General features: G+C 40.1%; 16 protein-coding genes and 1 pseudogene. 1 reads left to right on the forward strand and 16 read right to left on the reverse strand.

The genetic code is table 11. The annotated features are described in order from the left end of the window. Positions 1-51 precede the first annotated feature (51 nt). The 13 genes and pseudogenes from HGP28_RS08925 to HGP28_RS08985 form a co-directional block, all read right to left on the reverse strand. Complete coding sequence (locus HGP28_RS08925; protein ID WP_168836101.1) at positions 52-603, reverse strand: HK97-gp10 family putative phage morphogenesis protein; 552 nt, start codon at positions 601-603, stop codon at positions 52-54. 1 nt (position 604) lies between these two features. Then, the gene (locus tag HGP28_RS08930) at positions 605-2,605 is read right to left on the reverse strand and encodes a hypothetical protein (RefSeq protein WP_168836102.1); all 2,001 of its coding nucleotides are present in this window, start codon (positions 2,603-2,605) and stop codon (positions 605-607) included. A gap of 94 nt (positions 2,606-2,699) precedes the next feature. Continuing rightward, positions 2,700-3,659, reverse strand: a complete 960-nt coding sequence (locus HGP28_RS08935; RefSeq protein ID WP_168836103.1) for a phage major capsid protein — start codon at positions 3,657-3,659, stop codon at positions 2,700-2,702. Between the two features lie 13 nt (positions 3,660-3,672). Next, a complete protein-coding gene (locus HGP28_RS08940) occupies positions 3,673-4,938 on the reverse strand; it encodes a phage major capsid protein (protein WP_168836104.1) in 1,266 nt (421 codons plus the stop codon). Positions 4,939-5,385: 447 nt separating this feature from the next. Then, positions 5,386-5,640: a hypothetical protein gene (locus HGP28_RS08945; protein ID WP_168836105.1), complete on the reverse strand. Its 255-nt coding sequence runs from the start codon at positions 5,638-5,640 to the stop codon at positions 5,386-5,388. Beyond that, positions 5,640-5,987 (reverse strand): P27 family phage terminase small subunit, encoded by a 348-nt coding sequence (locus tag HGP28_RS08950; protein WP_168836106.1) that lies wholly within the window; start codon positions 5,985-5,987, stop codon positions 5,640-5,642. Before HGP28_RS08950 ends, HGP28_RS08945 begins: the two co-directional genes overlap by 1 nt. A 352-nt stretch (positions 5,988-6,339) precedes the next feature. Then, positions 6,340-6,522 carry a hypothetical protein gene (locus tag HGP28_RS08955; protein ID WP_168836107.1) on the reverse strand — a complete coding sequence of 61 codons (183 nt, stop codon included), beginning with the start codon at positions 6,520-6,522 and terminating at the stop codon, positions 6,340-6,342. Between the two features lie 239 nt (positions 6,523-6,761). Continuing rightward, the gene (locus HGP28_RS08960; RefSeq protein ID WP_168836108.1) at positions 6,762-8,444 is read right to left on the reverse strand and encodes a hypothetical protein; all 1,683 of its coding nucleotides are present in this window, start codon (positions 8,442-8,444) and stop codon (positions 6,762-6,764) included. After that, entirely contained in the window at positions 8,425-8,583 is a 159-nt protein-coding gene (locus HGP28_RS08965; RefSeq protein WP_168836109.1) for a hypothetical protein, read from the reverse strand. Before HGP28_RS08965 ends, HGP28_RS08960 begins: the two co-directional genes overlap by 20 nt. A 1-nt stretch (position 8,584) precedes the next feature. After that, positions 8,585-8,821: a hypothetical protein gene (locus HGP28_RS08970; RefSeq protein ID WP_168836110.1), complete on the reverse strand. Its 237-nt coding sequence runs from the start codon at positions 8,819-8,821 to the stop codon at positions 8,585-8,587. A gap of 938 nt (positions 8,822-9,759) precedes the next feature. After that, positions 9,760-10,074, reverse strand: a complete 315-nt coding sequence (locus HGP28_RS08975) for a hypothetical protein (RefSeq protein WP_168836111.1) — start codon at positions 10,072-10,074, stop codon at positions 9,760-9,762. 128 nt (positions 10,075-10,202) lie between these two features. Continuing rightward, on the reverse strand, positions 10,203-11,864 hold the full coding sequence (locus HGP28_RS08980; protein WP_168836112.1) for a recombinase family protein: 1,662 nt from the start codon (positions 11,862-11,864) through the stop codon (positions 10,203-10,205). Positions 11,865-11,917: 53 nt separating this feature from the next. Beyond that, positions 11,918-12,277 (reverse strand): annotated as a pseudogene (locus HGP28_RS08985) (5-methyltetrahydropteroyltriglutamate--homocysteine S-methyltransferase); the annotation flags it as partial. A 340-nt stretch (positions 12,278-12,617) separates the two neighbouring features. Between HGP28_RS08985 and HGP28_RS08990 the strand changes: the two are divergent. Next, positions 12,618-13,535, forward strand: coding sequence for a LysR substrate-binding domain-containing protein (locus HGP28_RS08990; RefSeq protein ID WP_168836114.1), 918 nt, complete (start codon positions 12,618-12,620; stop codon positions 13,533-13,535). A 13-nt stretch (positions 13,536-13,548) separates the two neighbouring features. Here the strand turns inward: HGP28_RS08990 and HGP28_RS08995 are convergent, their stop codons facing one another. The 3 genes from HGP28_RS08995 to HGP28_RS09005 form a co-directional block, all read right to left on the reverse strand. Further along, complete coding sequence (locus HGP28_RS08995) at positions 13,549-13,743, reverse strand: DUF4250 domain-containing protein (protein WP_168836115.1); 195 nt, start codon at positions 13,741-13,743, stop codon at positions 13,549-13,551. Between the two features lie 247 nt (positions 13,744-13,990). Next, on the reverse strand, positions 13,991-14,515 hold the full coding sequence (locus tag HGP28_RS09000; RefSeq protein ID WP_168836116.1) for a GNAT family N-acetyltransferase: 525 nt from the start codon (positions 14,513-14,515) through the stop codon (positions 13,991-13,993). After that, positions 14,505-15,206 carry an HI_1241 family integral membrane domain gene (locus tag HGP28_RS09005; RefSeq protein WP_168836117.1) on the reverse strand — a complete coding sequence of 234 codons (702 nt, stop codon included), beginning with the start codon at positions 15,204-15,206 and terminating at the stop codon, positions 14,505-14,507. Before HGP28_RS09005 ends, HGP28_RS09000 begins: the two co-directional genes overlap by 11 nt. Positions 15,207-15,239: the final 33 nt, after the last annotated feature.

A 15,239-nucleotide genomic window follows, 5' to 3' on the forward strand; every position in this document is an offset into this window, starting at 1 on the left:
TTTCATTAACGTCATTTCAGTAAAAAGCCGCCCAATACAGGACGGCTTTCGTTATCGTTTGTAGCGCTTAACTTTCTGTTGAACCTTGCGCTGTAGTGCCTTGGCTCGCTTATTCCATCTTACGGTATACGACTGATAAAAGGCAGATATAGCACGATCACCAACAGCCATTATCGCGGGAACCATAAACGGCTGTGCGTCCATTGCTCCCACTTCACCCTCGTCGCGTCCCCATTCAACCACTGCCGCATACCAACCAACATTTCTACCTGACGTAGTAACCTTGGCTTTCGCAACAACACCATCATTATATTTGTTAACTGCTTTATTCCCTGAAACACGTACTTTAATCGAGTCCTTCAAATGAATAAGACCTTCTTTAGTTTCAAGTTGCTTTGGTGCTAACGCTGCGGCTTTCTTTCCTAATATATTCGCTGACTCTTTAAGTGATAGACGAATATCATTTTGAAGTGGATTAGACTTATATACTTTCTTACCTTTTCTAAAGGCAGGTTTAGGATCGAAGTACTGAAGTGATTTTGATACTTCATTAATTGCTGGCGCACCTTCAAAGCCATTAAACATTATTCTAGTATCAATCATATTATCTCCTGCGCTTTGTCGGATTTTCACGTTCTGATTTCTGCTGCGCCGCATATATTACGTTGCGTTGCTTCATCAGTTGTTTACTAAACCACGCTTCATCGGTCACAGATCCGTTTATTGTGATAGGCGCACTGATAGTAGTACCACCTGAACCTGAACCTGCATTATCAACGAAGTCAGAAACAGTATCTTTAGGTATAACCATTTCACCGCCCTGCATATAATAAGTGCCGTCTCTTGGGATCATACCTCCATCATGAAATTGACCTATTGCTGCTGATTGGATATTACCTATTTCTGCTGCAATACTTGCTACTGCAACACCGATCTGTGCTGCTTTCGTATACCAAGGTAAGGTTTGATCCGCCCAAACACCTGCTATTGCTTGTGATTGTAGAATAACCATTTCTGCCAGTGCTGCGCCCTTGGTGAAGGCGAATGCTGCTATTGCTAATGCTTTGTTTTCACCGAATAGATTAGATAGACCGTTTAATATATCGCCCTGCTTCTGAAGTTCCAGTTTCAATTCTGCCGCATTACGTTCAGTGGTGAACTGTAATATTGCTTGATCCGCTTGCTCTCTGGTAATAACCATATTTCTAACAAGTTCATCAAGTCTTGCTTGTTCCTTTTCAGTCTCAAGAATAGCGATCATTTCTTTGTCTTTGACGTACTGCTTTTCAAATTCAAGTAATTGATCAATACGTGAACGCTCTTTCAGAATAGCGTTATCAACATACATACTATCCATCGCGTACTTTTTATTAAGAAAATCTTGATGTGCTTTTAGTGCTGCGTCTGCTGTATCTTCTTCAGGTTCATCTTTAGGTTCATCTTTAGGTTTAGCATCTGGTTTAGTCGCTTGAGTTGGTTCAACTAATTTTGCAGTTAGGCCGCTTGTTTGAATAGCAAGATTTTTAGCCTTATTGAGTTGCTTAATAGTTTCCTCGCGAAGTTTTATTTGTTCTTCTAATCTAGCGTTAGTTTCCTTTTCTGCTTCAGTTAATTCAGTTGCGCCCCAAAAACTAACAACTGGTTTAGCCATTTGTGATCGAAGACTTTCAATCTCACTTTCAACTTCTGCGATTTCCTCTTTATAAGGTGCTGCAACATCTTGTGTCTTTTTAATACTGGCATTCAGTTCTTGGTTTAATTTAACCTGCGCTGTTAACCACTTATTAACCGCTTCAGCAATATTGTTATACGCCTCTGTTATAGGCGTTGCCCAACTGGTAACAAAGTTTGATGCATTATTAGTTAATAATTCGGTCTGTGTAGATGCCTCTTTAAGTGCTACTACAGTGCGCGTATTAAGTGTTGATGCTAATTTTCCGTACTTAGTTTCAAGCGTTGTTAATTTCTCTGCATTACCTGTCAACAGTGGGATCAAGTATCTTGCGTCACTTGCCATTCCTTCTAATGCAAAGTTCATCTTCTCCGCTGAAACACCTGCTTCTTCCATTTGACGAACCATTTCAACTAGAACGTCTTTACCTGAAAGTTTTTGTAATTCAGTCGCAGTAGCGATTGCTTGACCTTCAGTTAATCCCATTACATCAACGAAGTCCTGAAAACCACCGCCGCCCGTAGCAAGGAAATCACCGATCTTTTCTTCAGTATCCCCAAGTATTGAACCTAGTTGTTCTGTGTCGATACCAACTGACCTTACAGCCAGTGACATATTTTGAAATTCAGTAATGCTTAAACCTGCGGCTTCCGCTGATCGTTCAAGTTGTTTGCTTAATTCCAAACTATGCTGACCTGCTGCAATAACTGCTGCTGTGACTGCCGTTATTGCTGTTGCCGCTATTGTTGCTGGATTGGCAATTGCGCTTATTCTTGATGTTAGTTTCTTGAAACTTCCGTTTGCTTTATTGGCATCCTTTGCCATTTTATTAAGTGACTTAGAAGTTTTCTTTTCTGCTGCGGATAAAGCGCGTGATAGTTGTGCGCTATTCGCTTGCAGATCTATTGTTAGTTGTCCTGCTTTATAAGCCATATTCGCTCCTTGAAATAAAAATGCCCCGATCAAGGATCAGGGCGAAAAGGACTTGCACTGATTTATTATTTTTATATGTATCAGTGTTGTTCTTTTAAGCGGCTTTAACACCAAAACGAATAGCCGTGTTATCCAACAGTAAACCAGAAAAGCGATTACTTGTGTAGTACTGAGACAATCCCTTCTCTGTGATTTCGTCTTCAATATTAACAACTGAACCATTTAAACTTAGAAGTGAATAAGCGTTCATCAGTGAACCAACGAAAATAACGTCATCAGCCAGATTATCAATAATTACTACCTTGTAACCTTGCCAAGTGTAAGGCGTGATATTGTGGTTAACATTATCGCCTGTATTTTCAGTGATAAAATTGAACTCACTGAACCAATTTTCACGGTTCATGTATATCGCGAAGTCTTCAGCCATTTGATAACGGCTAGGCACTGACTTAATAAGATCAATCATAAAACGTATCTTAGATTGAGTATCACCGCCCCAAGTATGATCTACGCCGCTTTTATGCACTTGAAATACATAATCGTCACGATCATTATCGCTCTTGATTGCTTCTTGATATGGCACATTTGAGTTCAGATGCTGGCCTTCTTTATCAATGCAGTAATTAGCCAAACCAAAATCAATATTGTCATTCAATAAGTCATCTTGCATTTTAACTGCTGTAAGATTACCGACTTGCGAAAATACGTGCTGAACAACATTAACTTGTGAGTCCTGAATAATTTCGTGCGTTACTGATACTAGACTTTCATTCTTATGAAATATCGCGTTCTGTTGAATATAAACAGGATCAGTAGACTTAGTTGGTGCTTGTCCTTCTGTTCCATCTTGAACTGAAGTGTATATTTTTAGAACTGGTTTACTGAACTTCGGAGAGTTAGCAACTTCATATGCCATACGTGATAATAGAACATCATTATCAAGTGCTTTTTCAATATATGAAGATGTCAACTGCTGTTGAATAGTTGCTGCACCACTTGTTGTATTAAGTTCTTTCTTGCCGTCTTCATGCAGACGTTTAATTAAAGGAGTCATAATTAGCCCTCCCTTATGCCGCTGCTACTACAACACGAACTGCATCATTGTTATGCATTACTGAGTAGAAACGAACATCCGAATAAATCGCTTTCTGACCTTTGATCGTCACCTCGTCAATAACTACGTGCTCAGAACCTGAAATAGTACCGAACTCAATACAAGCGGATAGATCACCATAAAATAATGGGATGTCGTTTGCTGTTCCTGCTGTAGCGTTTAACTGATCAATTACGTAAACAGGTTTACCAAGTAACGACCAATTAGTTTGTTTTTGTTCGCCAGTTAATTCGCCGAAATCCTGAACTAATAAAGGACGGTTATCACCTGCTGTTTCATTCACTTTAACTTTACGAAGTCGTTTGAATGCTTCTTTTGATAGATACCAAGCACTATTACCTTGGTATTTGAATGAAATATCACTCTGAACATCTACCAAGAAATCAATTAAGTCAGTGTCATTTACTGGTAATTCGTTTGCCGTTTCGGTTTTAATTACCTTCAAGTATTCTTGATCGCGGTCTTCGTCTTCTTTAAGTGCTTCTGTGTAACTGTTATCTGAGTCAATACGGCTAGTTAATACACCACGCAAATGATCATCTGATCCATCCGCAAATAGAAGTTCTGAAATGAAGTGAAACGCTCTTTGGTCAGCAATAAGTCGCATACAATCTGCTTCAACATCGCGAGTTGAGTCTTGAATAATCTCGTGCGTGAACGCTGGCATACTTGCGGATTTACTAAAATCTGCGCTAGTGAAAATATATTCTTGGTTCAATGTTGGATTGAATACTTCACCGTTAATATTCTCGGTTGTTGGTACAACATTAGGGCGTTGTCCTATTTTTGGCACTCGATAAGGCGATCCATCTGGCAGTGAACCACGTCTAACTTGTTGTAGAATAATATCATTAAGAATAGCAAGTTCATTTAATTCACTTGAAACCATTTCTTGAATAGTTGCTGATCCAGAAATGCCCGTATCAAGTGCTTTTGCTTCTGCGTATTCGCGTAGTCCGTTTGTGATATCGTTATGCTTATACAATCCCGCTCGATGCGCGAACTGCTCTAGACCTTCTTTATGGCCTGCTCCTGCTGTTTTAAAAGCGATCTTCAGTGTTTGCTTTGCTACTTCCTGAAAATTGATTTCTTTTTGTTTGGTTACTTTGTTACGTTGCGATTTAGTTTCAACGTCTGCGATATCTTCAACGATATCTTTAAGAACTGATTTCATTCCTTCAATTGAAGAAATATTGTCGATTTTATTTTGGATGCTCATAATAAACCCCTGTATTAATTTGATTTGAAAAGCGTGCACGCTTTCCGTACAGGGGTATTTATTCTTGGGCGGTTCGACTTATATAATAAATAGTATTAGATGCTTATTAAGATGTACTCTTAGTTGTTATGTAATCCTTTGGGGTAATAAGCCTGAAGCCGAAAACTGGAAGGTTCTTTTATTATTAAACTTGTAAGTTTAACATTTAACGCAACCTTTTATTATTTCTAACAACTGACTGGAGACTGCTTATGAATAAATCTATTTTATTTCTAACTTCCAGTTTCACGGCTTCGCGCCGCAGTACTCCTTAAATAAAATACCTTGGAATGGTAAGCATTGGTGATTAAAGTCAATAGTGGGATGCTCATTGGTTTTCATTACTTCCTTGTATAAGTGGGTTTTTGGGACTGTTTTGCTTCATCTTCTGGCATTCAGTCCCTTTTTCTATTCGCCAGTAATAAGATACTTTGCTCTATTCAAATAGTACTTAATACGTGCTTGCCTAATGCATACCTGTGCATTCGACATATAAAAATCGTCTGTTTCACGTAATAGCCGATCTGCTTCATTAGTTAACCTGTCTATCTCTTTCTGCGTCAGTTCCTTCTCGCACTTCAAATAAGCCAGTTCTTCAAATGATTTTGCTGTCATGTGTAGTTCAATTAATTCAGGGAATGTTTTTAAGTCCTTGTAGTTCATCACTGCTCCTTTTTATTGATCTGCTGTATGTTATTAAGTAGATCATTAAGAGAACTTTCTTTCACTTTCTCAGTTTCGATCTTTATTGTTCTAGCAATAACATTCAGTTGTTTTATTGCTTTATCTCGTGTATTCACTGCTGGATTTTCTTTTGTGATCTGCTGCTTTCTAGATCCCGTTTCAACTAATAAAACGCCGTGCTTATTGATGTGCTCGTTGCAATCTTCGATTGTGGTTATAAGAACCGCCATTGATGCGGCTAGTGCGTCGTTTACAGTATTAGTGTCTTGCACGTCGGCTTTGATCTGTTTTGCTATGCGTTGCTGTCTTGTAGTTAGATTTTTCAATTTACTCTCCGTGTAAAATCGTCTGAAAGTTCTTTATTTGTTTAAGAAAGAGGAGGCGGTGCAATCGTGCTTCATGCTTAAATTGTTGCTGCACTCCCCCTGTACTACTTTTCTTTATAGATTTTATTAAATGTTAAGTAATAGTGTTCAAGCCACAGGGTCTTATGTCTGTTAACAATAATATTATTAAACATATTATTATTATCACTCTCTATAATATGCATCTGTTGTTCAATATATCTAAGCCTATCATTAGTGCTTTGTATATCATCACGAACAGCGTTTATTTCTTCTGTAGTACTTGCTTTTGATATGTCCGTACGTAGTGCGGGCAATGGTTTATATTTTGATATCATCTTATTATGCCTTCTTCTTTCAGGTGGTCGGTATTGACGCGCAGTAATTCAAGCGCTTCGTCTGGTTGAACTGCTTCCCTTGATTTACGTCCGTTATTAGATGTTAATTTTTGTGTAAGTAGGTATTCTATGATTAGTTCTAGTGCTTCATCTTCTGTCAGTGGCACGTACTCATTCAATATTTTCTCCTGCTGCGTTTTCTAATTCGTCTTTCTTCTTCAAGCATGTAGAAGTAGATCTTCTTTCTTGCTGTTGCTCGTTTTCTTCCTTTCATTATTTCTCCTTAATATCTGTAGTCCCTGTAATATTGTTAGGCTTCGCCTATCTGGATGTGCTTTGGGTGGGATAATAGGGGTAGAAATTTGCACCTTTGCTAATAATATTATTAGTAATAGTGCATTTTTCTACCCTTTTGGGGTCAGTCGCTCAGTGCCTCGCAATACGCTTCCCATAGGGCTTTTCGCTGCTTGCGTTCGTCCTTGGTTAGATCTCGGATTGCTTCTAGGTCTTCCAGTGCTTGCCAATCGTCCAACAGTGCTTGCTGTGCGGCGGTGTGTTGGATTTCCTTCTCGCAGTAGCATTCTGTTTTAGCCCCTGCTACGGTCTTGCGCTTCTGCTCAATATTGAAGGTGAACAGCATTTCAATAACAACTTTAACTAGTTTATCTTCACGGATATGTTTCTTACTTAATCCGTAATATTCCAACAGTGATTTAATATCTTTCTTCACTTGTCGAACTGCTAGACGTTGGTCTGCTGACAACTTAATACTGAGTGCGATTTCATACGCAGCCATTTGACAGTAATAAACGTTGTCTTTATAAAAAGCCTTTAGAATATTACTTGCTGCGTTATCTGGTAAATTCTGCACGTCCTTGCGTTTCTTTGCGTAAATAATATTTCCTGTTGTATGCAGGTTCAGAGATGAATAAATATTTTCAGGTACAATCAGAATATGTTTACCGTTGCCGTGGTTACGATATCCTGTGTTACGTCCTACTGCTTGATTTGCTTTATCACTCGCGACTAACGCCTTTGCTTCATCCGCTGAGAGTTCACACGATGCCATAACTGGCGTGAACTCTTGCGGGTGCGGTGTGCTGATAATAGTGCATAGATCAACGTCCATTAACTTATTACTACCCTTTACACCTTCAATAGTGAAATCCCCGATTGCCTCATAATCTCCTGTTTCAGTCTCATATTTCCCGTCTGTAATAACTTTATAACCTTGCTTCCTTGCTAACTTGGCAAACGTGCGTTTCGTCATACGGCGATCACTTGTGCCGTGAACAATGCAGATCGTTAATTTATCATCGTGTAGTGGGTCAATATTTGACAGTTTATAGGTGATATCAGTCCCTTTATAATCCTTTCTGAAAGGTGGAAACGTTGGACTTTCTAACGCTGCTTCTAGGCTTTCTTCTGCTGATAATAAAGCAATCCCCTTGATTTCACCTTTATTCGCTTTATCTACGATTGAGTGCGTGAAGTTATTAATGCGCTTGTTAATCTTCTCTTTGTATTCAGATCCCCAAACTTTGAAAACTCCTTCGCCTGTCCAAATACGGTCTTGTCTCATTTCGTCCAGAAATACATAACAGTTATTCAGGAACTTGAAACTCTTGAACATTACCAACTTCTGATAAGTCATAGTAATAAAAGGTTCACGGAATAGTTTTGTGAACTCCTTTGTAATTAACGCTTTTAGTATTTCTGAGTCAGTGCTTGTAATAAATCCATCTTGCTCCATACGCTTTAATCTTGTGCGCTCTGATGGTTCTTGAGTCAACAAACGAATATATTCTTCTGATACTTCTTTACCTGCATATTCTTCAAGGATTTCTGAAACACCACGAACGATAGTAAAAAGTGAGTTCTTTTTATTCATTGCGTCTCGGTTTTCACGCGTGTTAGTTGCGAAAATAACACGACAATCATCGAACCGTGGAAAATAACGGTCTTTATATGTTTTGCTTGGCCTTAATAATTCTGCGAACTCGCTTACTGAATTTGATTTTCCTCGACCTGTGTTAGTTAGATATGTTGCGATTGGTGTTAACTCGAAACGTGCTTTTAAATCACTTGCGCTTAGTCTCATTATTTGCCCCTTGGCTTTCTTCGTTTTCTTTCTTCTTCATATCTTCACGGATCAACTGGCGAATATAACGTTTGTCTGAGTAATCACCTTTATATTTGTTGATGTGATCCATTTCTTTACGGCTGAATTCAATCTGCATTTTATTTCCCCTTAATATCTTTCTTGTATTTCAACACTGCGTATTCTTCTTTAGTCATGTATTCCTGAAAACGATCAGGGTCATTTTTAACGATGCGTTTGAAACGTGAAACAGTACTTAAACTGATCCCGTTTTGCTTCGCCACGCTTACATTTGTATATGTCTTTGCTTGATCGTATACAGCGAAAATAGTTTTATCGTCGCTCGCTGGGCGACCGCTTGTGCGCTTCTGTAGCATATTTCTTGCCCTCTTTTGGTTTATCTACTTCTATTTATAAAAATAGTTATTACTTTTATTATGACACGATATTTCTGGATATCTGTAAGATATGATATAGCGTTCTGTTTAACTTTGATAGCCACTGAAACAGGTTGGAAAATTGTCCTCATTTAGGTGGGGACAACTATGCGTAGGTGGGGACAAATCGTTGGTTTTGTCGAATAGGTGAAGACAGTGAAGACAGTGGAGACAAGTGCATTTTATGTTATATTTCAGTAGATTAGGTTGTCTTCACTAGGTGGAGGCAAACACCCGAAATGGAGACAAATCGACGAAAAGTGGGGACAAGGGGACAAGTGGGGACAAGTAGAACCCTAGGACATTAGGACAAGTTAGGACAATTGATATTCTGATTTAATATCAACAATTTATGATGTCCTAAGTGCTTAGGGAAAATAGGGTTAAGTTAGGACAAATAAAAGCCCTTGAACCAATGATCCAAGGGCGGTGTTAATTTGCAGGTTAACACTGTGGTATTATAACTTAATTACTCCTTAATGACGTATCATCACGTTATATTTTCGAACTACGTAATCAATGACATCATCACGACTGAACTGATCGCCTTTTACAAAATACAATCTGCGTCCGTTCTTAGTTAATTTCATTGATAACTCATCTAACTTAGTGTCTGTTTTAGCATCAAAGAACATTTGATATTTGCAGTTCATATAATCTCACTTAATTACTGACTCAAGTTCACTATATGGTATATCGTTCTGATAAAATTTGATACCCCTTGAAACAGGTTGTTATATATAAAATCAAAAAGCCCACGAAACGCTCTATACGCGCTCCTGTGGGCTTCTGTAATAAGTTATGCATTGGTTCAGGTGATGCGCTTAAACGGTGCTCTTGGGCGTTCTGGGGCTAATATTTAAGGCTTAACGTCTGTATCAGTTCGCCGCTTGGAAGCACTCTAGTTCTACGTCATTCCTAAAGTCCTCTATTGTCCTTGCTCTCATTTCGTCCGTGCTATAACGCGGTTGCTTATATGCCTCAATGATTACCTGTTTCATGTGGTTAGCAACCGCTGTATCGTCATTAAGTGCTTCTAGCATGGTAGATAGGGGAATTCCGTTCTGACGTGCTGTCATAATTTTTACTGATAAATCGCCTAATTCACGACAAACGTCCGCTTGAGTTACTTCAGCCGCATTGGATGCAGACGATAGAGCAGATAGGACGCCAACCAATATCATTTTCTTCATAGATGATCCTTACGTTTTGTTTTATTGCTTAATATATAGATATTCTTACTGCTTACTAGCAGTTTCCAAAATCTAGTCTCACACCTTTTTGATATTGTGATACTGCCGACACTTGTACTTGACTCCATCTAAGCGTTCAACTCCTCCTGCGCGCTTGTGGCTGCGTTTACAAGGTGCTTCAGGATAGAACTGCGTTCAATGTTCTGCTCTAACGTTTCGTGTGTGATAACTGGCATAGTGTAATACTCAAGTACCTGTTTCTCTGAACCACCTATGAACTCCTTACGCTCCTGTTTCTGTTGTTCTATACGGATCATCCACTCACGATCCTGCAACTCGTACAACAAGAAATACGGCTGTTTGCTTCTGCCGTTGTATTTGTGAACACGTAATGACTGCAACAGTCTTAAATAAATTTTCTTGGCTTTTACTCTTATTTCTTCATCTCCGTTGGCTACTTCTGACCAATTCAGATCAAGTACCTCGGTTTCACTTTGAGACAGCAGATCTATTTCTTTCGTTAATTCTTTTATTTCGTTCTTATGCTTTGATATTGAAATAGTTATCGTTACGTCTTCTTCCTCCAATGTTTCGGCGTATTCGGTCAGTTGCTTTAACGCTTTTTCTTTCTTAGAGATTTTCAACGATAATTGATCAATTAATGTAGTATCCTTTTCAGTATTGAATACCCCTTCATTCCTTAGATGCAAGAATAACGATTTTGAAATTGCTTCTTCAACCGCTTTAACTTCAATTGATCCATTTGAACACGTTCCACCTGTATCACGGTTAGAACAGATATATCTACCTTTCTTGTGATAGGTATATGTAGAACCGCATTCATTGCATTTTATAATACCTTCAAATAGATTTTCATTATATGCGGCTTTCTTACCTGCTCCAAATTCGCGCTGCATTCTTGGCACTTGGCACTTATCAAATAATTCGTGTGATATCACCTGCGGATATACATCACTTATAATCAGATCCGCTTCTTCTTTATTTGCTCGTTTTAAATCCTTCGTTCTTGATTGGCTTTTAATATCACCTGTAACAGAATACGAGTTAATAATATTCTTTATCTTTGTTTGGTTCCAAGATCCATTTTTGAAGTGCAATATATTATCTGCATTAAGTCCTTGAGCAATCGAACGAGGTGAGTTGCCTTTCGCGTATTCATTGAATATACGTCTAACAATAATTGCTCTGTCTTCTATTAATTCATATCCCGTTGATGTCCTTTGCAACCAATACGGCGTTTTATTGCTTGTGTGCTTCTGAGTACGATATTTGTTATCCCACGTGGCAAGCAAACGATCAGAAAGGTTTTTACTGTATTGATGCGCTGCGTCAATTCTAACAGCAAGAACTAAAGCAGTAGCGAGATCATCTGCTGCTTCTTCTGTGTATAATTTGTTGTAACCTAGTTCATATATATCGACGTATTCAAGTAAGTCTTCAATTAATCTACGTCCATCTTTCAATGATAAACGTGTTAATCGGTCTAATTTCTCGATCATTAATACGTGTTTAGGATTTGTCGGTAATATTATTTCTTTTTCTTTAAGTGCTTCAAAGAATACGCCCAATTCACCTTTAGATATATGTTCAGATTTAAAAGCCGATAATGCAGGGTCACTCATTGATAATGTTTCGTCTAATGCTGCTCCTGCTTTATTAACAAAATCGGTAATCGCTTCTATCTGTCTTCGCTCTGAGTCTCCCAACTTCTGCTTAGTGCTTGAGAACCGCATGTAACTGATTACTGTTCTACCTCTTAGATCGTGCATACTGCCTCCTTACGTTGGATTTACAGCATATCACAGATATGACATTAAAGCAGGTAATTGGTATTAAACCATTTGGTCATTTCACTTGCGGCGCAACCATCTTGGCCCGCGTGCGCCTTACCTCGCGCAATATCAAACATGGTATCTAACGTTGGAAACCCATTACGATGACGTTTAGGAATATGACCCAGCATCATTGATGTATTCAATACTTGGTCATACCAAGCAAAATCACCCACCGTTACCCAACTCAAACCCGAATCGCTCTGAGTGCGCCAGTTTTCTTGACGTATCGCTCGCCCAATCGTGTTTAATTGCTTTTGTGTGATCTCGCCGCGCCAATACTGTTCAAGGCCAAATTTTAATTCCCGTTTTGCCCCAATGCGAGGGTAACCCAAAATGTGTGTTGTCATGATTTCATCCCTGTCGTGTCATTGCCTGCCTCCCCCCCAAAAAAAATCACTTCGCTTTTTACACAAGGTGAAGCGGAAAGGGTTCGCCTTGTGATCATTTAAACGAGTTATCTCACTCAGGCCAAACGGGAAATATTCATTGCGATCATGAATGAATTTCACGTATATACCCAAGACAACACAAAAACCTAACTAAGACATGTAGACGTCCAGATGTTTACATTTATTACGCGTCAAGGTAACGTAACCCAAATGGCCTCAACAAACTCGAAACGGACCACTCGAGTTCTAAGTAGGAAATGTCATTTGCCGGTCACTGAATTACGCAAGGAGGCGTTTTATGATTGAGCTGAAGCATCTACGTACGTTACAAACGTTACGCGACACCGGGTCACTGACTGCGACCGCAACCTCTTTGCACCTCACCCAATCGGCGTTGTCACATCAGTTAAAAGAGTTAGAAACTCGAATTGGCGGCGCCCTGTTTTTGCGTAAAACTCGCCCTGTTAAGTTCACCGCCGAAGGAGAAATTCTGCTCACGTTGGCACAAAATGTGTTACCTCAGCTTGCTCGAGCCGAAAATGAACTTGCGAGTTTAAAAGAGGATGTGAATGGGCGTCTGCATATGGCGATCGAATGCCACTCCTGTTTTCAGTGGCTCATGCCAGCACTACGCGAGTATCAGCAAAATTGGCCATCCGTTGCATTGGATTTTTCATCCGGTTTTGGCTTTGAGCCTCTAGCGGCTTTGGCAGCCGGCGAGCTGGATTTGGTGATCACTTCTGACATTCAGACTCGAGCTGAAATTCATTATGAGCCTTTGTTCGATTTTGAGATGCGCCTCATTACAGCCACCAACCACCCATTGGCAGATTCAAAACGAATTCAACCGAGCGATTTACAAGATCAAACGCTGCTTTCCTATCCGGTGCAAAAGCAACGCCTAGACGTTGTAAAACATTTTCTTGCGCCAGCTCATATCGAGCCTTCACGCTGGAAACAAGCGGATAATACCTTGATGTTGGTGCAAATGGTGTCGGCTGGTTTAGGCGTTGCTGCTCTGCCAAACTGGGCCATCAGTGAGTTTTCACGTCAAGGCCTTATTCAAAGCCTACCACTAGGTAATGGATTATGGCGTCGGCTTTATGCTGGCGTTCGCGCAAGCGAGCGCGAAAAACGTTATCTACAGGCGTTTTTTTCCACCGCACGGCAACAGTGCCAAAGCCACCTTGATGGGATCAAGATGGCGAAGATCTAAGTGGAAAAGCGCTCTAAACCGCTTTGAATTGATTGGTCAACGGGTCGTAATGATACCCGACGTCTGCCAGTTTTTGCCTCACCATATCGGTATCTAATTCATAGCGACTGGCTAGCTCCTCGTAACTGTTGCATTCAATGCGCAGCTTTTCATTTAAGATACTGAGTAAAATGACATTATCGAGCTGATTAACATGACTTAAATCCATAGCACCTCTCCTATCGATACGACATGGTGTTAAATCGTCTGTTTGCCAAAGCATCGTTGCTATCATGGGCCAACTCAACCAAGGCTTACGCTCTAGTCTAGACGTAAAATACGCAAGTTCTCAGTTACAACGCACAAAAGCGACTCTATACCAAAAAAATGGGCGTCTAAGGTAGGTAACCTGCGTTCTTAAAGAAAAGCATTGCAAGCTCAAGTAGGACGTGAATAAGGCGCCTTTAGCACAAAGTCTAGGCAGAGGCCTCGGTTACTCTGAGCTCGTAAATGTGGTCAGAAAACCAGTGCCCACCAATCTGATATGCGTCGGGTTCAATTGTGGCAAGATGAAATCCGCATTTTTTCAACACACTCTCTGAGGCACTATTTCCCTCGGTAACCACAGCGCGAAACTGTTTGATATTCCAATGCGCTTGCGCATACGTCAGCAACGCTTGATTTGATTCTGTTGCGAATCCTTGATTGTGACTGAGCGGATCAAACATAAAACCCAGTTCAGCGACTTGCCCATTCCAATAAAACCCAATGATCCCCACTTTTGTCTTGGTGTCGCGAGTTTCGACCATGAGGCAGAGCCAGCAATTTGACTCAAGTTTCCAAGGAAGTCTTCGCTGTTCAAATTTTGCTTTGATCTCAGCCTTTGGCAGCGGGTCGAAACAGTGCTTAATCACATCATGGTTGCAAAACAACTGATAGAAAAACGACCAATCGTCATCGGTCATAAAACGCGCTTCAAGGCGTGAGGTATTAAGCAGCATTCAACGCACCGGTTAGCTGAAACAAAAACTGAATCCCTGTGCTAGCAAATAATGCCAAGAACAGTGCGATACCCAATTGCAACTTGGTGGCTGCTTTATGAGTCAACATGTGCCAACACCACGCCACAATCGCAAGGATCAAGAGTAAAAATAGCGCAATAATAGAATGCGTTTGCTGCGCAATCACCGCTTCATCCAAACGATACATTACCGCCATTAACGCCAAAACCAATCCCATTGCGCCGATAACGCCAGCAACAGGTAGAATTTTATTAAATGCTTGCAGTCGAGAGCGAGCAACCGTCAAAAGTAACTGAGCAAAGAGACCGCCGATGAATACACTGAGCAATAGTGTGGCAATTGAAGCGGCGAAAGATGACTGTTCAAAAGCTTGAATCATCAGATAAGAAAACGCGAGGCCATTGGCCAAATGAAGCAGCCACAACGGTCCTTTTTCGCGAGTCTTGCCCGTTTGTACTTTAGAATAAAAGTAAAACAGCGCGAAAACGATCATGAAGGCTTCAATCTTAAGTGAGGCCACTGCCAACCATAGGATTGAAAGAGCAGGAAACAGCTTATGAATTCGACCTCGTTGACCTGGGCAAATATCACCTTTGACTAGAACCAAAGTAAGAATAAGCTGCGCGCCAAACAGCATCGGCGCTAAATTGTTTAATAACAGCGGGATCATCACGTTTCGTTATCTCGTAAAATGGGCTTGGAA

Origin of the sequence: Vibrio agarilyticus (assembly GCF_012641465.1) — a bacterium.
Lineage (GTDB): Bacteria > Pseudomonadota > Gammaproteobacteria > Enterobacterales > Vibrionaceae > Vibrio > Vibrio agarilyticus.